This window comes from Nocardioides ferulae, assembly GCF_003660455.1.
Classification (GTDB): domain Bacteria; phylum Actinomycetota; class Actinomycetes; order Propionibacteriales; family Nocardioidaceae; genus Nocardioides; species Nocardioides ferulae.
Window position 1 is genome coordinate 289,343 of the sequence record NZ_QZVR01000001.1, and the last position, 21,020, is coordinate 310,362.

At 71.6% G+C, this 21,020-nt stretch carries 19 protein-coding genes; 11 read left to right on the forward strand and 8 right to left on the reverse strand.

Annotated elements, in window-relative coordinates:
* Positions 1-52 precede the first annotated feature (52 nt).
* Genes D6B71_RS01395 through D6B71_RS01405 form a run of 3 tightly spaced genes read right to left on the reverse strand, consistent with a single transcriptional unit; the run spans position 53 to position 2,238 of the window.
* Entirely contained in the window at positions 53-658 is a 606-nt protein-coding gene (locus tag D6B71_RS01395; RefSeq protein WP_121251250.1) for a LemA family protein, read from the reverse strand.
* Positions 655-1,365: a DUF3137 domain-containing protein gene (locus D6B71_RS01400; RefSeq protein WP_126688175.1), complete on the reverse strand. Its 711-nt coding sequence runs from the start codon at positions 1,363-1,365 to the stop codon at positions 655-657. The genes D6B71_RS01395 and D6B71_RS01400 overlap by 4 nt, the downstream gene beginning before the upstream one ends.
* 36 nt (positions 1,366-1,401) lie before the next feature.
* Positions 1,402-2,238 carry a crotonase/enoyl-CoA hydratase family protein gene (locus tag D6B71_RS01405; RefSeq protein ID WP_121251254.1) on the reverse strand — a complete coding sequence of 279 codons (837 nt, stop codon included), beginning with the start codon at positions 2,236-2,238 and terminating at the stop codon, positions 1,402-1,404.
* A gap of 47 nt (positions 2,239-2,285) precedes the next feature.
* Here D6B71_RS01405 and D6B71_RS01410 point away from each other — a divergent pair, with 47 nt between their 5' ends.
* Both D6B71_RS01410 and D6B71_RS01415 read left to right on the forward strand, forming a co-directional pair.
* Positions 2,286-3,935: an acyl-CoA synthetase gene (locus D6B71_RS01410; RefSeq protein WP_121251256.1), complete on the forward strand. Its 1,650-nt coding sequence runs from the start codon at positions 2,286-2,288 to the stop codon at positions 3,933-3,935.
* A gap of 56 nt (positions 3,936-3,991) precedes the next feature.
* Positions 3,992-5,095: an NAD(P)H-dependent flavin oxidoreductase gene (locus D6B71_RS01415; RefSeq protein ID WP_121251258.1), complete on the forward strand. Its 1,104-nt coding sequence runs from the start codon at positions 3,992-3,994 to the stop codon at positions 5,093-5,095.
* Positions 5,096-5,157: 62 nt separating this feature from the next.
* Here D6B71_RS01415 and D6B71_RS01420 read toward each other — a convergent pair whose 3' ends face one another.
* The 3 genes from D6B71_RS01420 to D6B71_RS01430 all read right to left on the reverse strand — a co-directional run bounded on the left by D6B71_RS01420 (position 5,158) and on the right by D6B71_RS01430 (position 7,950).
* Positions 5,158-5,490, reverse strand: coding sequence for a NifB/NifX family molybdenum-iron cluster-binding protein (locus D6B71_RS01420; protein ID WP_121251260.1), 333 nt, complete (start codon positions 5,488-5,490; stop codon positions 5,158-5,160).
* A gap of 47 nt (positions 5,491-5,537) precedes the next feature.
* Positions 5,538-6,650, reverse strand: coding sequence for an acyl-CoA dehydrogenase family protein (locus D6B71_RS01425; RefSeq protein ID WP_121251262.1), 1,113 nt, complete (start codon positions 6,648-6,650; stop codon positions 5,538-5,540).
* A 100-nt stretch (positions 6,651-6,750) separates the two neighbouring features.
* On the reverse strand, positions 6,751-7,950 hold the full coding sequence (locus D6B71_RS01430) for an acyl-CoA dehydrogenase family protein (protein WP_121251263.1): 1,200 nt from the start codon (positions 7,948-7,950) through the stop codon (positions 6,751-6,753).
* A 178-nt stretch (positions 7,951-8,128) separates the two neighbouring features.
* On the opposite strand from D6B71_RS01430, the gene D6B71_RS01435 reads away from it, so the two are divergent.
* The 4 genes from D6B71_RS01435 (at position 8,129) to D6B71_RS01450 (ending at position 11,713) form a co-directional block, all read left to right on the forward strand.
* Positions 8,129-9,307 carry a 3-ketosteroid-9-alpha-monooxygenase, oxygenase component gene (locus D6B71_RS01435; RefSeq protein WP_121251265.1) on the forward strand — a complete coding sequence of 393 codons (1,179 nt, stop codon included), beginning with the start codon at positions 8,129-8,131 and terminating at the stop codon, positions 9,305-9,307.
* 1 nt (position 9,308) lies between these two features.
* Entirely contained in the window at positions 9,309-9,611 is a 303-nt protein-coding gene (locus tag D6B71_RS01440; RefSeq protein ID WP_121251267.1) for a hypothetical protein, read from the forward strand.
* Between the two features lie 86 nt (positions 9,612-9,697).
* On the forward strand, positions 9,698-10,822 hold the full coding sequence (locus D6B71_RS01445) for a ferredoxin--NADP reductase (RefSeq protein ID WP_121251269.1): 1,125 nt from the start codon (positions 9,698-9,700) through the stop codon (positions 10,820-10,822).
* Positions 10,823-11,086: 264 nt separating this feature from the next.
* Positions 11,087-11,713, forward strand: a complete 627-nt coding sequence (locus D6B71_RS01450) for a hypothetical protein (RefSeq protein ID WP_121251271.1) — start codon at positions 11,087-11,089, stop codon at positions 11,711-11,713.
* Positions 11,714-11,725: 12 nt separating this feature from the next.
* Here D6B71_RS01450 and D6B71_RS01455 read toward each other — a convergent pair whose 3' ends face one another.
* Both D6B71_RS01455 and D6B71_RS01460 read right to left on the reverse strand, forming a co-directional pair.
* Positions 11,726-12,436, reverse strand: a complete 711-nt coding sequence (locus D6B71_RS01455) for an MBL fold metallo-hydrolase (RefSeq protein WP_240640919.1) — start codon at positions 12,434-12,436, stop codon at positions 11,726-11,728.
* The gene (locus tag D6B71_RS01460; protein ID WP_164519491.1) at positions 12,433-13,164 is read right to left on the reverse strand and encodes a maleylpyruvate isomerase family mycothiol-dependent enzyme; all 732 of its coding nucleotides are present in this window, start codon (positions 13,162-13,164) and stop codon (positions 12,433-12,435) included. The genes D6B71_RS01455 and D6B71_RS01460 overlap by 4 nt, the downstream gene beginning before the upstream one ends.
* A 209-nt stretch (positions 13,165-13,373) precedes the next feature.
* Between D6B71_RS01460 and uvrA the strand changes: the two genes are divergently transcribed.
* The 5 genes from uvrA to D6B71_RS01485 all read left to right on the forward strand — a co-directional run bounded on the left by uvrA (position 13,374) and on the right by D6B71_RS01485 (position 20,996).
* Positions 13,374-16,322 (forward strand): excinuclease ABC subunit UvrA, encoded by a 2,949-nt coding sequence (gene uvrA, locus D6B71_RS01465; protein WP_121251275.1) that lies wholly within the window; start codon positions 13,374-13,376, stop codon positions 16,320-16,322.
* Between the two features lie 177 nt (positions 16,323-16,499).
* Positions 16,500-16,997 (forward strand): Rieske (2Fe-2S) protein, encoded by a 498-nt coding sequence (locus tag D6B71_RS01470; RefSeq protein WP_240640920.1) that lies wholly within the window; start codon positions 16,500-16,502, stop codon positions 16,995-16,997.
* A gap of 53 nt (positions 16,998-17,050) precedes the next feature.
* Entirely contained in the window at positions 17,051-19,120 is a 2,070-nt protein-coding gene (gene uvrC, locus D6B71_RS01475) for an excinuclease ABC subunit UvrC (protein ID WP_121251279.1), read from the forward strand.
* Positions 19,120-20,007: an RNase adapter RapZ gene (gene rapZ / locus D6B71_RS01480; RefSeq protein ID WP_121251281.1), complete on the forward strand. Its 888-nt coding sequence runs from the start codon at positions 19,120-19,122 to the stop codon at positions 20,005-20,007. The genes uvrC and rapZ overlap by 1 nt, the downstream gene beginning before the upstream one ends.
* Before the next feature lie 2 nt (positions 20,008-20,009).
* Positions 20,010-20,996, forward strand: coding sequence for a gluconeogenesis factor YvcK family protein (locus D6B71_RS01485; RefSeq protein ID WP_121251283.1), 987 nt, complete (start codon positions 20,010-20,012; stop codon positions 20,994-20,996).
* Positions 20,997-21,020 lie beyond the last annotated feature (24 nt).

Consider the following 21,020-nt stretch of genomic DNA (forward strand, 5'->3'; position numbering starts at 1 on the left):
TGCATACCTTGATGAAACGACAGGGGGGCGCGGCAGCGAGGGCCGCGCGAGGTCACGCCAGAGGCGGCGGCCCGCCGCCGGGCAGACCGCCGACCCCCGGCACGGCCCGGGCGGCCGGGTCGCGCAGCTCGAAGAAGTCGCGTCCGGTGAACCCGAACGCCGAGCCGACCAGGTTCGACGGGAAGGTGCCGAGTCGGGTGTTGTAGGCCCGCACGTTGCCGTTGTAGAAGCGGCGGGCGGCGGCGATCCGGTCCTCGGTGAGGGTGAGCTCCTTCTGGAGCATCGCGAAGTGCTGATCGGCCTTGAGCTGCGGGTAGGCCTCGGCGCGCACCAGCAGCTGGGCGAGGGTGCCGCCGAGGGCGTCCTCGTAGGCCTGTCGCCGCATGGGGCGGTCGGCCTGGTGCGCCGCGGCCGACTCCCGGGCGCGGACCAGCGCCTCGAGCAGCGTGCGCTCGTGCGCGGCGTACCCCTTCACGGTCTCGACCAGGTTCGGCACCAGCTCGTGGCGCCGGGTCAGCTCGACGTCGATGCCGCCCCAGGCCTCGTCGACCAGGGTGCGCTGCCGCACGAAGCGGTTGTACATCACCACGAGGCTGAGCAGCAGCACCAGCGTCGCGACACCGAGCAGGAGGAGCAGGAGCGTGAGCAGCTCGATCATGGCCGGCCTCCTGCCAGTCCGCGCCACACGAACTCGGGGATCGCGTCGAGCACGGCGTCCATCATGTGCAGCTTGGCGTCGATCGACTGGGGGGTCTGCTGGCCACGGGTGACGACCAGCATCGAGTCACCGGCGAAGCGCCAGCCGCGGTCGGGCCAGTGCAGCAGCAGCTCCATCATCTGCGGGTGCAGCACGTCGGAGGCGAACCGCCGGTCGGGGCAGCGGACGGTGAAGGCCCGGTTGAACTGCTCGGACTCGAGCTCGATGTCGGAGTTGGTGAGCCGGCCCACGACCCGGCCGAACATGTTCTCCGGCGAGACCGAGAGCGCGGGCGCCGTCACGCCGAGGTGCAGCGCCACCACGGCGTAGCGATAGGTGGTGGTCTTCCGGTCGTCACCGGTGCCGCTGCTCTCCTTGTAGGAGTAGTCGAACGCCACGAAGGCCCGGCCGTCGTGGGTGCCGCGCAGCACGTGGCTGACCGTGCGGGCGTAGCCACTGCGGAACGGGGAGCCGTCGAAGCGGCCGACCAGGCCGCGGTCCGAGCGCGCGTAGGCGAGGCCGCGGGCGGCGGCGTACGCCGTCAGCGTCTGCACCCGCTGCTTCTCGGCGCGGTGGCTGAGCACGATCAGCACCACGATCAGGGCGACGAACCCGGCGAACGCCAGGAAGAAGATGCCCCCGCCTGCCAACCCGAGTACGGCTTCCACGACGCCCACCGTAGACGGCGCGGCCGCCGCGACGGGTCAGGACCCGGTGAACCGGGGGGCGCGCTTCTCGGCGAAGGCCCGGGGGCCCTCCTTGGCGTCGTCGGAGGCGAACACGGCCATGCCGACCCTGGCGTCGTCGGCCCAGCAGTCCTCCTCGTGCCGGCCCTCGGAGTCGCGCACGGTGCGCAGGATCGCCTGCACCGCAAGCGGTCCGTTGGCGCAGATCAGGTCGGCGATCTCGTGGGCCTTGGCGAGCGCCTGGCCGTCGGGGACGACGTGGCCGATCAAGCCGATCTCCTTGGCCTCGGGGGCCTTGATGTGCCGGCCGGTCAGCAGGAGGTCCAGCGCGACCGTGTAGGGGATCTGCCGGGGGAGTCGCACCGCGGAGCCGCCCATCGGGTAGAGGCTCCACTTGGCCTCGGAGATGCCGAAGCGCGCGGACTCGCCGGCGACCCGGATGTCGGTGCCCTGCAGGATCTCGGTGCCGCCGGCGATCGCGGCGCCCTCCACCGCGGCGATCAGCGGCTTCTTGAGCCGGAACCCCTTGAGCAGCCCCTTGATCGACGACGGGTCGAAACCCGAGGAGAAACTGTCGCTCGGGGAGCGATTGGTGGCGGCCTTGAGGTCCATGCCGGAGCAGAACGCGCCGCCGGCGCCGGTGAGGATGCAGACGCGGATCGAGTCGTCGTCGTTCACCCGGTCCCAGGCCTGCTCCATGATCGCGAGCATCTCGCCGGACAGGGCGTTGCGCGACTCGGGCCGGTTCATGGTGACCACGAGCTTGTGGCCGTCCTGCTCGACCAGGCAGTGGGGGGCGTCGGCCTCCTCCGGCGTGGCGGAGGGGGGCGCGGCGGGGTCCGAGGTTGCGGTCATGGACGGCAGCCTAGCCAAGAACGAGAACGTGTTCTAGTCTCGCCGCCGTGGCCCTGAACATCGCAGACCTCTTCGAGCACGCCGTCGACGCCGCCCCCGAGAACCTCGCGCTGAAGGTGGGGGAGCGCTCGGTCACCTACGCCGAGCTGGAGGCCCAGGCCAACCGGCTGGCCCACTACCTGGCCGGCCAGGGCATCGGCCACGGCGACCACGTGGCGATCTACGCGAAGAACAGCATCGAGCACGTCGTGGCCGTGCTCGCGGTCGTGAAGCTGCGGGCGGTGTCGATCAACGTCAACTACCGCTACGTCGAGAGCGAGCTCAACTACCTCTTCGACAACGCCGACGTCGTCGCGGTGCTCCACGAGCGCACCTACGCGCCGATGGTCGCCGCGTGCTTCCCCCAGCACGACCGACTGCGCGTGGCGGTCGCCCTCCCCGACGCCCTCGACCCCGACGACGCCTCCGACGTGTCGTCGTTCGGCGGCGTGCTGTGGGACGACGCGCTCGCCGGCCAGAGCGAGGAGCGCGACTTCGGTCCGCGCAGCGCCGACGACCTGCACATCATCTACACCGGCGGCACCACCGGCTTCCCCAAGGGCGTGATGTGGCGCCACGAGGACTTCTGGCGGGTGCTCGGCGGCGGCATCGACTTCTACACCGGCGAGCCGCTCGAGGAGTACGACCAGTCCAAGCAGGCCACCGACCCGCGCATGGTCACCTTCCCGCTCAGCCCGCTGATGCACGGCGGTGCCCAGGCCGGGCTGCTGATGCACCTGTTCGCGGGCCACCTCACCGTGCTCGAGCCGAAGTTCGACCCGGTGCGCACCTGGGAGGTCATCGAGCGCGAGAAGGTGCAGCTGATCTTCATGACCGGCGACGCGATGGCCCGGCCGCTGATCGAGGCCTACGAGGCGAAGGCCGCGACCGGCACGCCGTACGACGCCTCCGGCCTGTTCGCGATCTCCAGCAGCGCGGCCATCTTCAGCCCCCAGGTCAAGGAGCGGTGGATGACGGCGTTCCCGAACGCGATCTTCACCGACTCCGTCGGCGCCAGCGAGACCGGCTTCCAGGGCACCGGCATCCAGGAGAAGGGCAACCTCAGCTCCGACGGGCCCGTGATCGCGCTCGGCCCGAACAGCGTGGTCATCGACGACACCGGCCACGTGCTCGACCCGGCCACCGACATCGGCAAGACCGGACGCCTCGGACGCGGCGGCAACGTGCCGGTGGGCTACTACAAGGACCCCGAGAAGTCCGCCCGCACGTTCCTCGAGATCGAGGGGTCGCGCTACTCCGTGCCCGGCGACTTTGCCCGGATCGAGGAGGGCGGCAAGGTCACGCTCCTGGGCCGCGGCTCGAACTGCATCAACACCGGTGGCGAGAAGGTCTTCCCCGAAGAGGTCGAGATGGCGATCAAGGGTCACCCCGACATCTACGACGTGCTGGTGGTCGGCGTGCCCGACGAGAAGTACGGCCAGTCGGTCACCGCGGTGATCCAGCCCCGCGACGGGGCGACGGTCGAGCTGGAGGAGCTGCGCGGCTACCTGCGCGCCCACCTGTCCGGCTACAAGCTGCCCCGCGCCATGGCGCTGGTCGACCAGATCCCGCGCAACGCCACCGGCAAGGCGCAGTACCCCCGCGCCAAGGAGATCGCGATGGCCGCGTTCGCGGACAAGCACCCCACCAAGGTCTGAGCGCGAGCCCCGACCCCGCCGAAACACGACCCCGAACCGACTGGAGCAGCCCTCCCATGCGCACCCCCCTCTGCGACGCCTTCGGCATCGACTACCCGATCTTCGCCTTCACCCCCTCCGAGCACGTCGCGGCCGCGGTCTCGCGCGCCGGCGGGCTGGGCGTGCTCGGCTGCGTCCGCTTCAACGACACCGACGAGCTCGAGCGGACGCTGACCTGGCTCGACGAGAACACCGACGGCAAGCCGTACGGCGTCGACATCGTGATGCCGATGAAGATGCCGACCGAGGGCAAGTCGGTCGACCTCAAGGCGATGATCCCCGAGGAGCACGTCTCGTTCGTCGACCGCACGCTCCAGAAGCTCGGGGTGCCCCCGTTGCCCGAGGGCGAGGGCCGCGACGGTGTGCTCGGCTGGCTGCACTCGGTGGCCCGCTCCCACCTCGACGTGGCGCTCAAGCACCGGCCGGTGCTGATCGCCAACGCGCTCGGGTCGCCGCCGGTCGACGTGATCGAGCAGTGCCACGAGCACGGCATCAAGGTCGCCGCGCTGGCCGGCGCCGCCAAGCACGCGCAGAGCCACGTCGCCAACGGCGTCGACATCATCGTCGCGCAGGGCTACGAGGCCGGCGGGCACACCGGCGAGATCGCCAGCATGGTGCTGCAGCCCGACATCGTCGACGCCGTCGGGCCCGACGTGCCGGTGCTCGGTGCCGGCGGCATCGGCTCCGGCCGCCAGATCGCCGCGTCGTTGGCGCTCGGCTCCCAGGGCGTGTGGACCGGCTCGATCTGGCTGGGCACCGAGGAGTACCAGAACCTGCAGTCGAACGCCGGCTGGACCACCGCGTTCACCCGCGCCACCTCCAGCGACACCGTCCGCACCCGGATCTACACCGGCAAGCCGGCCCGGCTGCTGAAGACCAAGTGGACCGAGGCCTGGGCCGAGGAGGGCGCTCCCCAGCCGCTCCCGATGCCGCTGCAGAACCTGCTCGTCGCCGACGCCCACAACCGGATCAACGCCTCCGGCGACCCCGACGTCATCTCGATGCCGATCGGCCAGATCGTCGGGCGGATGAACGAGGTGCGCCCGGTCGCCGACGTGATGGCCGACCTGGTGGCCGAGTTCGAGGAGTCGGTGCGGCGGCTGGAGAAGATCTCGGGCTGAGCCCGGGGTCCGGGAGTCTCACCGGGCGGGTCCACAGCGTGAGCGGTGGAACTCCCGACGCCTCAGCCGCTCGTGGCCGCCCGGACCACCGCTTCCTGGGCGTCGCCCTGGGCGCCCAGCGCCAGGCGTACCCCCAGCTTGGTCAGGGTGTGCTGCATGCCGGCGCCGAGGTAGCCGGCGACCAGCAGCTCGACGTGGTGCTCGCGCAGGAAGCGCACCATCCGGGCGTGGTGGGCGCCCTCGGTGCCCTCGTCGTGCAGCCGGTCCCAGCCGACCTCGTGCTCGGTCCAGGCGGCGAGCTCGCCGTCGGTGACCGTGGCCACCGCGACGCGGGCGGCCTTGCCGAGCCCACCGCCGACGGTGCCGTCGGGGCCCAGGGTGACGCAGACGTTCATGCCCCCAGACTAGGCCGAGGCCTCGGCCGGGGCTCGCCGACGACCGCTCAGACCGGCTCGGCGGCCAGGGCCCTGCCGACCGCGAGCGCCTGCTCGGTCGCCGCGCCGTGCAGGAACTCGAACCGCTTGGCGGTGGTGAAGTAGCGGTGCGCCTCGCCGTCGAGGTCGATGCCGACCCCGCCGTGCACGTGCACCGTGGTGTGGGCCAGCCGGTGTCCGGCGTCGGCGGCCCACAGCTTCGCGATCGCGACCTCGGACGCCGCCGGCAGTCCCTGCTCCAGCCGCCAGGCCGCCTGCCACAGGGTGAGCCGCTGGCCGAGGACGTCGATGAAGCCGTCGGCCAGGCGCTGGGAGACCGCCTGGAAGGTGCCGATCGGCCGGCCGAACTGCTCGCGCTCCTTGGCGTACGACGAGGTGAGGCGCAGCGCGCCCTCGGTCACGCCCAGCTGCTCGGCCGAGGCCGCGAGCAGCAGCAGCAGGCGCAGCCGCTCGGCCACGCTGCCGTCGGCGGGCCCGAGCCGTCGCGAGGCGTCGACGGGGGTGCCGTCGAGGTCCAGTCGGGCCACCCGGTCGCCGTCGGCGAGCCGCTGGGGCGTCACGGTGACGCCGAGGTCGCCCGGCTCGACCAGGAAGACCGCGACGCCGTCGGGCGTCTCGGCCGGCACCAGGAAGAGGCCGGCCTCCGGGCCGGCCGGGACGACGGTCTTGCTGCCGGTGAGCCGGTGGCCGGCGCCGTCGGGCTCGGCCGCGGTCACCGGCCGGGCCGGGGCGAACGCGAGCTCCTCGGCGACCGCGGCCGTCAGCACCACGGCGCCGGTCGCGGCCGCCGGCAGCCAGCGAGCGCACTGCTCGTCGCTGCAGTGCTCGGCCAGCAGCCGCGCCGCAGGGCCGTGCGCCGCCAACGGCACCGGGGCCACCGTGCGGCCGACCTCGACCAGGACCCGGCACAGCTCGACCAGGCCGAGCCCGGCGCCGCCGTGCTCCTCGGGCAGCGCCAGGCCGAGCAGCCCGGCCTCACCCAGCTCGGCCCACAGCGCCCGGTCGAACCGGTCGCCGTCGGCCTCGACCGCCCGCATCCGCTCGTTCGTGGCCCGGTCACCGAGGATGCGCGCGGCCAGCTCGGCCGCCTCGTCCTGCTCGGGGGTGAAGGTGAAGTCCATCAGGTGTGCCTTTCGTGGGTCTCGGCAGGCTCGACCGCCGGGAGGGTTCGACCGCCGGGAGGGTTCGACTGCCGGGAGGGTTCGACCGCCGGGGTCCGGGTCAGCGCTTCGCGGCGGGCAGGCCCAGGCCCACGTAGCCGATGATGTCGCGCTGGATCTCGTTCGTGCCGCCTCCGAAGGTCATCACCAGCGACGAGCGATGGAAGCGCTCGAGCCGGCCCGCGAGCACCGCGCCGGGGGAGTCGCCGGTGAGCGAGGCCTGCGGGCCGACCACCTCCATCAGCGTGCGGTAGACCTCGGTGGCCAGCTCGGAGCCGTAGACCTTCGTCGCCGACGCCTCCGCCGGGGAGAGCGCGACGCCCGCGTCGGCGTCGGCGGCCAGCTTCCAGTTCAGCAGCCGCAGCATCTCGGTGCGGGCGTGCGCGCGACCGAGCGCGATCTGCACCCACTCGGCGTCGATCACGCGCTCGCCGCGAGCGGTCTTGGTGTCCTGGGCCCAGCGGCGTACCAGCTCGATGGAGTGGGTCAGCGGCGCCGCCGAGGTGAGGGCGACCCGTTCGTGGTTGAGCTGGTTGGTCATCAGCGACCAGCCGCCGTTGAGCTCGCCGACGAGGTTGGTCGCCGGCACCCGCACGTCCTCGTAGTAGGTCGCGCTGGTGCCGACGCCGGCGACCGTGTGCACCGGCGTGTAGGAGAAGCCGGGGGCGTCGGCGGGCACCAGGATCATCGACAACCCCTTGTGGCGGGGCAGGTCGGCGTCGGTGCGGCAGGCCAACCAGATCCAGTCGGCGTACTGGATCAGCGAGGTCCACATCTTCTGGCCGTTGATCACCCACTCGCCGTCGTCGAGAGAGCCCTCGAGGACGGCGCGGGTCTTCAGCGAGGCCAGGTCGGTGCCCGAGCCCGGCTCGGAGTAGCCGATGGAGAAGTGCAGCTCGCCGGCGAGTATGCGCGGCAGGAAGTAGTCCTTCTGAGCCGGGGTGCCGTAGCGCATGATCGTCGGCCCCACCGTGTTCAGCGTGAGATAGGGGATCGGCACGCCGGCGACCGCGGCCACGTCGGTGAAGATCAGCTGCTCGATCATCGACCGCTCCTGGCCGCCGTACTCGGTGGGCCACCCGATGCCGAGCCAGCCGTCGCGACCCAGCTGGCGGATGACGTCCTTGTAGACCTCGGCGTCCCCGAACTCGCCCGACGACGCGGTGAGCGCGGCGCGGACCTCGGGGGTGACCAGACGACCGAAGTAGTCGCGCAGCTCGTCGGCGAGCGCGAGCTGCTCGGGGGTGAGGGCGATGTGCACGGGATACTCCCAAGATCGCGGCGGTCCCGGCCGTCGGGGACGCCGACTGGGACGGGGTCGTTGGCGCCCCGGGCAAGAAAACTATAACCTGTTCTCGTTTTGGTCCAGAGTGAACGACGCAGGACGCACCTACCCGCGGCCGTGGCAGACGCCCGGGGCGGAGATCGGGAGGCACACCATGAGCGACACGCGGTTCCTCGACGCCGGCACGCCGCCGGAGAGGTTCGCCCGGGGCTGGCACTGCCTCGGTCTGGCCAAGGACTTCTCCGACGGCAAGCCGCACGCCGTCGAGGCGTTCGGCGGCAAGCTGGTCGTCTGGCAGGACACCCAGGGCGGGCTGAACGTGCTCGACGGCTACTGCCGGCACATGGGCGGTGACCTCACCCAGGGCACGGTCAAGGGCGACGAGATCGCCTGCCCGTTCCACGACTGGCGCTGGGGCGGCGACGGCAAGTGCAAGGCGATCCCGTACGCGCGCAGGGTGCCGCTGCGGGCGCGCACGCAGAAGTACCCCACCGTGGTGCGCAACGGCCAGCTGCTGATCTGGCACGACGTGGAGAACAGCGCCCCCGACATGGACATCCTGCCGCCCGAGCTGCCCGGCATCGGCACCGACGAGTACACCGACTGGACCTGGGAGGTGCTCGACGTCCCAGGCGCCCACTGTCGCGAGATCATCGACAACGTCGTGGACATGGCGCACTTCTTCTACATCCACTTCGCCTTCCCGACGCACTTCAAGAACGTGTTCGAGGGCCAGACCGCCACCCAGTACATGAACTCCACCGGTCGTCCGGACAAGGCCGGCGAGGGGTACGGCGACGAGAACAGCATCCTGAAGTCCGTCGCGACCTACTACGGGCCGTCGTACATGATCAACTGGATCACCAGCGAGTACAAAGGCTTCATCACCGAGATCCTGCTGATCAACTGCCACGTCCCGACCTCGCAGAACTCCTTCAAGCTGCAGTTCGGGCTCGCGGTCAAGAAGCCCGAAGGGGTCGACGACGCCACCGCCGAATACATCGGCAAGAAGATGACCAAGATGTTCGGCGAGGGGTTCATGCAGGACGTCCACATCTGGCTGAACAAGGCCCCCGTGCAGAACCCGCTGCTGTGCGAGGAGGACGGGCCGGTCTACCAGCTGCGCCGGTGGTACGAGCAGTTCTACGTCGACAAGGCCGACGTGACGCCGGAGATGACCGACCGCTTCGAGTTCGAGGTCGACACCACCAAGGCCAACGAGTACTGGCGCGCCGAGGTGGCCGAGAACCTCGCGAAGAAGAAGGCCGAGGACGACGCCGGTGCCGGCGAGGGGGCCGATGCCGGCACCCCGCCGATCATGACGGGCACCTGACGTGGCCTCGTTCGTCCCGACCGACCCGCACACCCTCGAGGACCAGCGGCTCTACACGCGGGCCCGCCTGGTCGAGGTGTCCTGCCTGGACTGCCTGGCGACCGTCGGGGTGAAGAAGAACAGCGAGCACCACACCTCCATCCAGTGGTCGTCGGACGCCCTGCGACACTGCCCCGAGTTCGCGCGGATGGCCGCCCGGCCCGAGGGACGCGACGTGCACGAGGGGTGCCCGCGGATGGTCGCGAGCATCGAGGCCGCGGTGCGCGAGGGGAAGATCCCGATCGGGGCCGAGGACGGCTACTGAGCGAACCCGGCAACCCGGGCAGCCCCGGCAGCCCCGGCAACGTGGCCGGGTCAGGTGAGCGGCACTGACTGAGAGTGGATGACTGAGTGGATACCGAGTCCTTCGAGCTGAGGGTGGTCGACGTCGTCGAGGAGACGGCCGCCGCCCACTCGATCTCCTTCGAGGTGCCCGCGGGCGCCGAGGAGCACTTCGGCTACCGGCCGGGGCAGTTCCTCACGGTCGCCGTGCCCAGCGACCAGACCGGCATCGCGGCCCGCTGCTACTCGCTCTCCAGCAGCCCCGTCGGCGACGGACCGCTCACCATCACCGTCAAGCGGACTGCCGACGGCTACGCCTCGAACTGGATCTGCGACCACTTGCGGGTCGGCGACACCCTGCGGGTGCTTCCGCCCAGCGGCATCTTCACCCCGGCCTCGCTGGACGCCGACCTGCTGCTGTTCGCCGGCGGCAGCGGCATCACGCCGGTGATGTCGATCATCCGCACGGCGCTGACGCGGGGCACCGGGCGGATCGTGCTGCTCTACGCCAACCGCGACGAGCGCTCGGTGATCTTCGCCCGCGAGCTCAGCGAGCTCGCCGCCGCGCACCCGGACCGGCTGCAGGTGGTGCACTGGCTCGAGTCGGTCCAGGGCCTGCCCACCCAGGACCAGCTGCGCGCCTTCGCGGCCGTCCACTCGGCGTACGACGCGTTCGTGTGCGGGCCCGCACCGTTCATGAAGCTGACGGTCGCGGCGCTCAAGGAGCTGGGGTTCCCGCGGGCCCGGCGCCACCAGGAGAAGTTCATCTCGCTCGGTGGCAACCCGTTCGGCGACCTCCACGACGTCGAGGTGGCCCAGCACGAGATCGAGGACGCCGAACGCGATCCCGACGACGCCGAGATCGATGCCCCGCTGCCCGGTGACGAAGACGGTGCCGACGGCGACCGGCCGCAGGGCCCGGTCCGGCTGGAGGTCGAGCTGGACGGCGAGACCTACGCCTTCGACGACTGGGCGCCCGGCACGAAGATGCTCGACCACCTCGAGTCGAAGGGCGTCAAGGCGCCGTTCTCCTGTCGCGAGGGCGAGTGCTCGGCGTGCGCCGTCCGGCTCGTCGAGGGCGAGGTCAAGCTGCTCCACAACGACGTGCTCGACGACGAGGACCTCGCCGACGGCATCCGGCTCGCCTGTCAGGCTGTCCCGGTCACCGACACGGTGCGCGCCTCGTACAGCTGACACCCTCCGCTCCACCGGCCACGGCCCCGGTCTCGCGCCGGGGCCGTGGCCGGCGTCCGTCCGCTTCCGTCCGCGTCCATCCAGGCCCATCTGCGGAGGATCGTGGCCGAATGCATGAAGTGGTCTAGATGTGGGCATCAAATGCTCGACCATCCGCGAGGCCGGCCGATCTGGGCGTTGGACGCCTGCGATGCCATCCCACGGACGGGACGGCGAGTCCACAACAGCAGAGTCTCCCCGTGGACGGTGGGAGGAGCCAAAAGCGTGGTCCTGGGACTGGTGGTGATCGGCGTGGCGGTGGTGCTGACCTACGGCGTCACCACCGTCGGCGACCGCGGGCGGCGCGCCCGTCAGCGCGCGCGACGCGCCCGCTGGGTCGAGCGGCATCCCGAGCAGGTCAACTCCCACGACATCCGCGTGCTCCTCTCCCGCGAGCTCCTGCCCGACCAGGTCGACCTGATCTGCGCGCGTGCCGAGTCGCTGCGCATCGCCCCGTTGACCATGCTGATGTGGATCCGGCGCTTCGACGTGGCCACGCTCGCACTGGTCGTCGCCGCCGACCTCAGCCACCGCGAGCTGCTGGCGCACCTGGGCAACGGCACCACCCCCGATCTGGCCCAACTCGAGGTGCTGGCCTGCCTCAACGGGCTCGACCAGCCCGAGCCGGAGCTGCGGGTGCCGGCCCCCGGCCGGGTACGCCTCCAGGGCGGCGACGGTCCGGGCGTCCGACGCCGGATGTCTTCGATGCCGAGGATCTACGACCCGGGCTGGCCGTTCCCGAACGTCGAGAGCACCTCGTCGACGCTCGACGCCACCTGGCGGGCGGCCTCCGGGCCGGACATCCCGCCGGACCTGCCGTTCAGCGGCGGCGACGAGCCCCTCGCCGCCTGACCCCGCAGCCGGTCACCAGCCCCGGTTGCGCCACTCGGCCAGGTGCGGGCGCTCCGCGCCGATCGTGGAGTCGTCGCCGTGCCCCGGATAGAACCAGGTGCTGTCGGGCAGTCGCTGGAAGACCTTGGTCTCCACCTCGTCGATGAGCTGGGCGAACGCCGCCTCGTCTCCGAAGGTGTTGCCGACCCCGCCGGGGAACAGGGAGTCGCCGGTGAACAGGTGCGGATGGCCGGGCTGTGCCTCGGTGCCGGGATCATCGAACAGCAGCGCGATCGACCCGGGCGTGTGCCCGGCGAGCGCGATCACCTCGAGCCGGCTCTCGCCCACCTGCACCGGATCTCCTTGGCCGACCCGGCGACCCACCGCGACACCGGTCTGCTCGGTGATGGCGTCGGCGTCGGGAGCGCCGGCGACCACCTCGGCGCCGGTGGCATTCACTACGGCGGCGAGCGCACGGTGGTGGTCCCAGTGCTGGTGCGTGGTCACCACGGCCTGGAGTCCAACGTCGCCGATGAGCGGCAGCAGGGTCTCCGGCTCCGCCGCGGCGTCGATGAGCACCTGCTCGCCGGTGGCGGTGCAGCGCAGCAGGTAGCAGTTGTTCGACATCTGCTCGTCGACGGCGACCTTGGTGATGGTCAGGTCGGCCAGGTGGCGGACGTCGGCGGGGCCGCCGGGGCGCACGCGGCCGGTGTAGGCGTCCTCGGTGGGGGAGTGATCGTTCACAGTGCTCCGATCCGCGGCAGCGAGCCGCTGTCGATGGTCAGCCCGGCGCCCTCGCCGCGGCCGGTGAGCCACCAGGCGAGGTCGGCCACCGGGCCGGAGACGGTGGGCGGGGCGGGGGTGGTGTCGGGGGCGCTTTCGGCGGAGCCGCGGCCGGTCTCCCAGGTCGCTCCCGCGTCGGTCGCCCGCAGCCGGAGCGGCACCTCGACTCGGCGGGCCAGGGCCCCCACGAGGTGGTGGCTGAACTCGGCGGGCCAGTCGTTGTGGTGGTAGCCCAGGCCGAGGTCGGCGTGGTGGATCTCCACCTCGCGCAGACGCATCTCGAGCACCCGGGCGATGCGGTAGCGAGGACCGCCGGGGGTCCGCTCGAACGAGCCCTCCCACGAGTCCGGAGGCATGGCGGCGACGGCGTCGGCGAAGAGCGTCGTCGCGCCCAGCAGGCGGGTGCGGATCTCGCCGGGCTCCGCGGTGGCGAGATCGGCGATGTCGGCGTCGCGCTGCTCCTGCGAGGCGTACATGGGCGTCGGGTCGTCTCCGACCACGCCGCGCAGCACGCCAGCCAGTGCCTCGGCGTTGAGCGCCACGTGGGCGACGACGTGGGCGCGGGTCCAGCCGGGCAACAGGCTCGGGCCCGGCCAGGCCTGGTCCGGCATCGAGTCGACGCGGCGCAGCAGCCGCTGCGAGGCGTCGGGGAGCAGGGCGACCGCGGCCGGGTCGGGCAGGGAGGGCATGCCCACATCGTGGCGGGTCCTCGCCGTGACGCAAAGCACCACCCCGAGGAGGAGCCGGCCGGAACAGGCCGACGGGCGACCCGGTTGGGAGTGTCGGTGGCTCGTGAGATCGTGCACAGGACGGTGCGGCGGCTTGCATCCGCCACGTACCATCACGAACGTTTGTTCGAATCCATCTGCACACCTGCAAGGGACAGCCGAGGACACCAGTGGCCGACCAGCTCATCATCCGTGGCGCCCGCGAGCACAACCTCAAGGACGTCTCGCTCGACCTGCCGCGCGACTCCCTGATCGTCTTCACCGGGCTCTCCGGCTCCGGCAAGTCCTCGCTGGCCTTCGACACGATCTTCGCCGAGGGGCAGCGGCGCTACGTGGAGTCGCTGTCGGCCTACGCCCGGCAGTTCCTCGGCCAGATGGACAAGCCCGACGTCGACTTCATCGAGGGGCTCTCCCCGGCGGTCTCGATCGACCAGAAGTCCACGTCTAAGAACCCGCGGTCGACCGTCGGCACCATCACCGAGGTCTACGACTACCTCCGGCTCCTCTACGCGCGCGCCGGGCGCCCGCACTGCCCCACCTGCGGTGCTCCGATCGAGCGGCAGACGCCCCAGCAGATCGTCGACCGGGTGCTCGCGCTCGAGGAGGGGCGTCGCTTCCAGGTGCTGGCCCCGGTCATCCGCGGCCGCAAGGGCGAGTACGTCGAGCTCTTCCGCACGCTGCAGTCGCAGGGCTTCTCCCGGGCCAGGGTCGACGGCGAGACGCACGCCCTCGACGACCCGCCCAAGCTCGACAAGCAGCGCAAGCACACCATCGAGGTGGTCGTCGACCGGCTCGCGGTCAAGGAGTCCTCCAAGCGGCGGCTCACCGACTCGGTCGAGACCGCGCTCGGCCTCGCCTCGGGTCTGGTCGTGTTCGACTTCGTCGACCTCGACGCGAAGGACCCCGCGCGTGAGCTGAAGTTCAGCGAGCGGATGGCCTGCCCCAACGAGCACCCGATCGAGACCGACGAGCTCGAGCCTCGCTCGTTCTCGTTCAACTCCCCGTTCGGGGCCTGCCCGGCCTGCCACGGCATCGGCACCCGCATGGAGGTCGATCCCGAGCTGGTGGTGCCCGACGATCAGGCGACGCTCGGCGAGGGCGCGGTCCAACCGTGGAGCGGCGCCCACGTCGCCGAGTACTTCCTCCGGCTGATGGGGGCGCTGGGCGACGAGCTGGGCTTCGACCTGAACACGCCGTGGGGCCAGCTGCCCGCGAAGGCGCGCAAGGCGATCCTGGAGGGCCACCCCACCAAGGTGCACGTGGTCACCCGCAACCGCTACGGCCGGCAGCGCGCCTACTACGCCGAGTTCGAGGGGGTCCGCCCCTACATCGAGCGCCGGCACCGCGAGGCCGAGTCCGACACCAGCCGGGAGCGGTTCGAGGGGTTCATGCGCGAGGTCGCGTGCCCGGCCTGCGCCGGCAGCCGCCTGAAGCCGGTCTCGATGGCGGTCACCGTCGGCGGCAAGAACATCGCCGAGGTCTCCGCCCTGCCGATCAACGAGGCCGCCGCGTTCCTGGGCGGCCTCGAGCTCGGCCACCGCGAGCGGGCGATCGCCGAGAACGTGCTGAAGGAGATCAACGAGCGCCTGCGCTTCCTGCTCGACGTCGGTCTCGACTACCTCAGTCTCGACCGGCCGTCGGGGTCGCTCTCGGGTGGCGAGGCGCAGCGCATCCGGCTGGCCACCCAGATCGGTGCCGGCCTGGTCGGCGTGCTCTACGTCCTCGACGAGCCCTCGATCGGCCTCCACCAGCGCGACAACCAGCGGCTGATCCAGACGCTGCAGCGGCTCAAGCAGCTCGGCAACACCCTGATCGTGGTCGAGCACGACGAAGACACGATCCGGGTCGCCGACTGGGTCGTCGACATCGGCCCCGCGGCCGGCGAGCACGGCGGTCAGGTCGTGCACAGCGGATCGGTGGCAGACCTGCTGACCCACCCCGACTCGATGACCGGCCAGTACCTCTCCGGACGTCGGGAGATCCCGGTGCCCGAGGTCCGCCGGCCACGCACGAAGGGGCGCGAGCTGGTGGTCAAGGGCGCGAAGGAGCACAACCTGCGCGACATCGACGTGAGCTTCCCGCTGGGGTTGTTCGTCGCGGTGACCGGGGTGTCGGGCTCGGGCAAGTCGACCCTGGTCAACGACATCCTCTACACCTCGCTGGCCAAGCAGATCTACAACGCGCGTGCGGTGCCCGGCCGGCACCGCACGATCACCGGGCTCGAGCACGTCGACAAGGTGATCCACGTCGACCAGTCGCCGATCGGGCGCACCCCTCGGTCGAACCCGGCCACCTACACCGGGGTCTTCGACCACGTCCGCAAGCTCTTCGCCTCCACCCCGGAGGCCAAGATGCGCGGCTACCTGCAGGGCCGGTTCTCGTTCAACGTCAAGGGCGGCCGCTGCGAGGCGTGCGCGGGCGACGGCACGATCAAGATCGAGATGAACTTCCTCCCCGACGTCTACGTCCCGTGCGAGGTCTGCCACGGCGCGCGCTACAACCGCGAGACGCTCGAGGTGCACTACAAGGGCAAGACCATCGCCGAGGTCCTCGACATGCCGATCGAGGAGGCCGTCGAGTTCTTCGCGCCGATCTCCGCGATCGCCCGGCACCTGCAGACGCTGGTCGAGGTCGGTCTCGGCTACGTCCGCCTCGGCCAGCCCGCGACCACGCTGTCGGGCGGGGAGGCGCAGCGGGTCAAGCTCGCCGCCGAGCTGCAGAAGCGCTCGACCGGCCGCACCGTCTACGTGCTCGACGAGCCGACCACTGGCCTGCACTTCGACGACATCCGCAAGCTGCTCGGGGTGCTCGGCCGGCTGGTCGACCAGGGCAACTCGGTGCTGGTCATCGAGCACAACCTCGACGTCATCAAGACCGCCGACTGGCTGGTCGACATGGGGCCCGAGGGTGGCAACAAGGGCGGCACGGTGGTCGCGCAGGGCACTCCGGAGGAGGTGGCCGCCCACCCCGACAGCCACACCGGTCGCTTCCTCGCGCCGCTGCTCGACGGCAAGCACGCGCGCCAGCCGGGCGCGCCGCGCAAGCCACCGGAGGAGCCGGCCGCGAAGACCCCGGCCAAGAAGCGGTCGGCGGCCAGCAGGCGCGTGGCGGCCGGCTGATCGGTGTGGGGTCAGGACGAGCCAACCTCCGGTGAGTTCTCAAGCGTTCCTCAGGTTGCGCGGGTTCCGGGCGCGACCTTCGCTCACTAGTGTGATCTTCAACCAGTTCCGGCCCGCGCGACTCGGCTGCGCTCGACCGAACCGCCGATGTGGGCTCCCAGTGAGAGGACCACGATCGTGACCCAGCACTCCCTACCGCGAGGCCTCGCCCGCCGGCACGCCCTCACCGGCGCCGCCACCGTCGCCATCGGCCTGCCGCTCCTGGCGGCCTGCGGTGGCGACGACGGTGGGGACGCCGGCGGAGGCGCCGCGGCCGATGACCCGGCCGCCGACTCCACGAGCCCCGCCCCCAGCGACGACCCGGGCTCCGGCGGGTCCGGTGCGGGGGGCGGCGGTCTCGTCGCGGCGTCCGAGGTCGCCGTCGGCAGCGGCGTCGTGCTGGCCGCCGAGCAGCTCGTGGTCACCCAGCCCAGTGAGGGCGAGTTCAAGGCGTTCTCCGCGATCTGCACCCACCAGGGGTGCCCGGTCGAGGACGTCGTCGACGGGCAGATCCACTGCCCCTGCCACCAGTCGATGTTCTCGATCGAGGACGGCTCGCCCCAGAGCGGCCCGGCCACGGCCCCGCTGGACGAGGTGCCGATCACGGTCGAGGGCGGCCGGATCAACCTCGCCTGACGCCGGCGCACGTCGGCCCGGGCGGCGTCGGTGCCGGACCGTAGGGTTGGTCCGTGCCTCCCGCTCGCCCCACCCGCTCCGCTCGAGGCCCGCTGTCCTACCGTCCCGAGCCGGGCTCGATCCCCACGCAGCCCGGTGTCTACCGCTTTCGCGACCCCCGCGGACGGGTGATCTACGTCGGCAAGGCCAAGAACCTGCGGGCCCGGCTCTCGTCCTACTTCCAAGACATCGCCAACCTGCACCCCCGCACGGCCACGATGGTGACCACGGCCGCCAGCGTCGAGTGGACCGTCGTCGGCACCGAGGTCGAGGCGCTCCAGCTGGAGTACTCCTGGATCAAGGAGTTCGACCCCCGGTTCAACGTCAAGTACCGCGACGACAAGTCCTACCCCTGGCTCGCGGTCACGGTCGGCGAGGAGTTCCCGCGGGTGATGGTGGGCCGGGGCGCGAAGAAGAAGGGCACCCGCTACTTCGGCCCCTACAGCCACGCCTGGGCCATCCGCGAGACCGTCGACATCCTGCTGCGGGTGTTCCCGATGCGCTCGTGCAGCAACGGCGTGTTCAAGCGCTCCGCCCAGGTGGGGCGGCCCTGCCTGCTGGGCTACATCGACAAGTGCTCCGCCCCCTGTGTGGGCGAGGTGAGCGCCGAGGAGCACCGACGCATCGTCGACGACTTCTGCGAGTTCATGGCCGGCCGCACCGGCCCGTTCGTCAAGCGGGTGCAGCAGGAGATGTACGCCGCGTCCGAGGCCATGGAGTTCGAGCGCGCGGCCCGGCTGCGCGACGACCTGGGCGCGTTGAACCGGGCGCTGGAGAAGCAGGCGGTGGTGCTGGGCGACGGCGCCGACGCCGACGTGATCGCCCTCGCCGAGGACCCCCTCGAGGTGGCGGTCCAGATCTTCTACGTCCGCGGCGGGCGGGTGCGCGGCCAACGGGGCTGGGTCGCCGATCGGGTCGAGGAGGGCGAGACCCCCGAGCTCGTCGAGGACTTCCTCCTCCAGCTCTACGCCGGCGCCGCCGACGAGACCGGCGACGCGATCCCGCGCGAGATCCTGGTCCCCGCCCTGCCGCCCGACGTCGAGACCTTCGAGCAGCTGCTCGGCGACCTCCGCGGTGCCAAGGTCCGCATCCGGGTGCCTCAGCGAGGCGACAAGCGGTCGCTGCAGGAGACCGTGGCCCGCAACGCGCTCCAGTCACTGGCGCTGCACAAGACCAAGCGCGCCAGCGACCTCACCACCCGCAACCAGGCGCTCGCGGAGATCCAGGAGGCACTCGAACTCGACGAGGTGCCGCTGCGCATCGAGTGCTACGACGTCTCGAACCTCCAGGGCACCGAGGTGGTGGCCTCGATGGTGGTCTTCGAAGACGGCCTCGCTCGCAAGAGCGAGTACCGCCGGTTCGTCATCCGCGGCGTCGAGGGCCAGAACGACGTGGCCTCGATGCACGAGGTGATCACCCGGCGGTTCCGCCGGCTCCTCGACGAGCAGGCGCGCACCGGGCAGCCCGACGGCACGCCCGGCGACCCCGACGGCGTGGACGGCGTCGGCGGTGAGGGCAGCGGGCCGATGCTGGTCGACCCCGAGACCGGCCGGCCCCGCAAGTTCGCCTACGCCCCGGGCCTGGTGGTCGTCGACGGGGGACCGCCGCAGGTCGCGGCCGCACAACGGGCCCTCGACGAGCTGGGCATCGACGACATCCCCGTGTGCGGGCTGGCCAAACGCCTTGAGGAGGTGTGGCTCTCGCCGGCCACCGGCCGGGCGGAGGACCCCGTCATCCTTCCCCGCTCCTCCGAGGGCCTCTACCTCCTGCAGCGGGTCCGCGACGAGGCCCACCGGTTCGCGATCACCCACCACCGCTCCCGCCGGTCCAAGTCGATGGTCGAGAGCGTGCTCGACGACGTGCCGGGGCTGGGGGAGGTGCGGCGCAAGACCCTGCTCAAGCACTTCGGGTCGCTGAAGAAGCTGCGCGCCGCCACCGTCGAGGAGATCGCCACCCTGCCCGGCATTGGTGCCCGCACCGCCGCCGCGATCAGGGACGCGGTGGCGGCCCCTGCCGCCGACGGCGAGACTGGTCCCACCATCACCGCGGTCAACACCGCGACCGGAGAGATCGAGGAAGCCTGATGACCGCTGTGCCCCCGACCAGCCACCCCGCCACCGGCGAGCTTGTGGTGGTGACCGGCATGACCGGTGCCGGGCGCAGCACCGCGGCCAAGGAGCTGGAGGACCTCGGCTTCTACGTCGTCGACAACCTGCCGCCGAGCCTGCTGCGCGACGTGGTGCGGCTGGTCGACGAGAGCAAGGGCATGGGCCAGCCCATCGCCGTCGTCGTGGACGTCAGGTCCGGCTCCTTCTTCGGGTCGCTCCAGGCCAACCTGGCCCAGGGCGCCACCGGCCGCCGCGCGACCCTGGTCTTCCTCGACGCCACCGACGAGATCCTGGTCCGGCGCCAGGAGGCCGCGCGCCGGCCGCACCCGCTGCAGGGGGCCGGGCGGCTCCTCGACGGGCTCCAGCGCGAGCGAGAGGTGCTCGGCGACCTGCGCAGCGAGGCCGACCTGGTCATCGACACCAGCAGCCTCAACGTGCACCAGCTCACCGCCCGGATCCGCGAGGCCTTCGGCAGCCCCGACGCCTCGCGGCTGAAGGTCACCGTGGTCAGCTTCGGCTTCAAGTACGGCATCCCGGTCGACGCCGACTTCATGGCCGACATGCGCTTCCTGCCCAACCCGCACTGGATCCCCGAGCTGCGCCCGATGACCGGGCGCGACAGCGGCGTGGCCGACTTCGTCCGCGGCCAGCCCGGCGCGACCGAGTTCCTCGACGGCTATGTGCCGGTGCTGGCCGGCGTGGCCGAGGGCTACCTGCGCGAGGGCAAGCGGTTCATGCGCATCGCGGTCGGCTGCACGGGCGGCAAGCACCGCAGCGTGGCGATGGCCGAGGAGATCTGCCGCCGGATGTCCGACCACGGCTACGACGCGCGCACGGTCCACCGCGACCTGGGTCGCGAGTGAGCATGCCGCCGGGTGGCCCTGCGCCGGGTCGGGCCCAGGCCGCGGTGGCGCTGGGCGGCGGCCACGGGCTGCACGCCTCGCTGCGGGCGCTGCGGCTGTTGGTCGACGACCTCACCGTGGACGAGCTCACCGCGATCGTCACCGTGGCCGACAACGGCGGCTCCTCTGGCCGCCTGCGTGGCGAGTTCGGCGTACTCCCTCCCGGTGACCTGCGGATGGCACTGGCGGCACTGTGCGGTGTCGACGCGTGGGGCGAGACCTGGTCGCGGGTCCTCCAGCACCGGTTCGCCGGCCAGGGCGAGATGCGCGACCACGTCGTCGGCAACCTGCTCATCGTCGCCCTGTGGGAGCAGTTGGGTGACCACGTCGACGCTCTCGACTGGGTCGGACGCCTGCTGGGCGCCTCCGGGCGGGTGCTGCCGATGGCGCTGACCCCGATGGACATCACCGCCGAGGTCCGCGGGCTGGTCGCCGCCGACGCCGACGCGCTGACCACGGTCCGCGGTCAGGTCGAGGTGGCCACCACCGACGGGGTGATCACCGCGGTGCATCTCGACCCTCCCGACCCGGCCGTCGCGCCCGAGGCGCTGGCCGCCGTCGCGGCCGCCGACTGGGTGTTCCTGGGGCCGGGGTCCTGGTTCACCTCGGTCATCCCGCACCTGCTGGTGCCGGCGCTGCGCGAGGCCCTGGTGCGGACCGAGGGCCGGGTGGCGGTGGTGATGAACCTGGCCGAGCAGGCCGGCGAGACCGGTGGCTTCAGCCCGGCCGACCATCTCGCGGTGCTCGCCGAGCACGCACCCGACCTGGAGGTCGACACGGTGTTGGTCGACGCCGGCTGCCCCGCCGACGAGCTCGCCGACCTCGACTACGTCGCCAAGGCGGTCGGAGCCCGGGTGATGGTCGCCGACGTGCGCGACGCGGACGGCTCGCCCCGCCACGACCCGGCGAAGCTGGCCGCGGCGTACTCCGAGATCATGGGCGGGCAGTGAGCGGCCGCAGCCCCGATGGCGTCG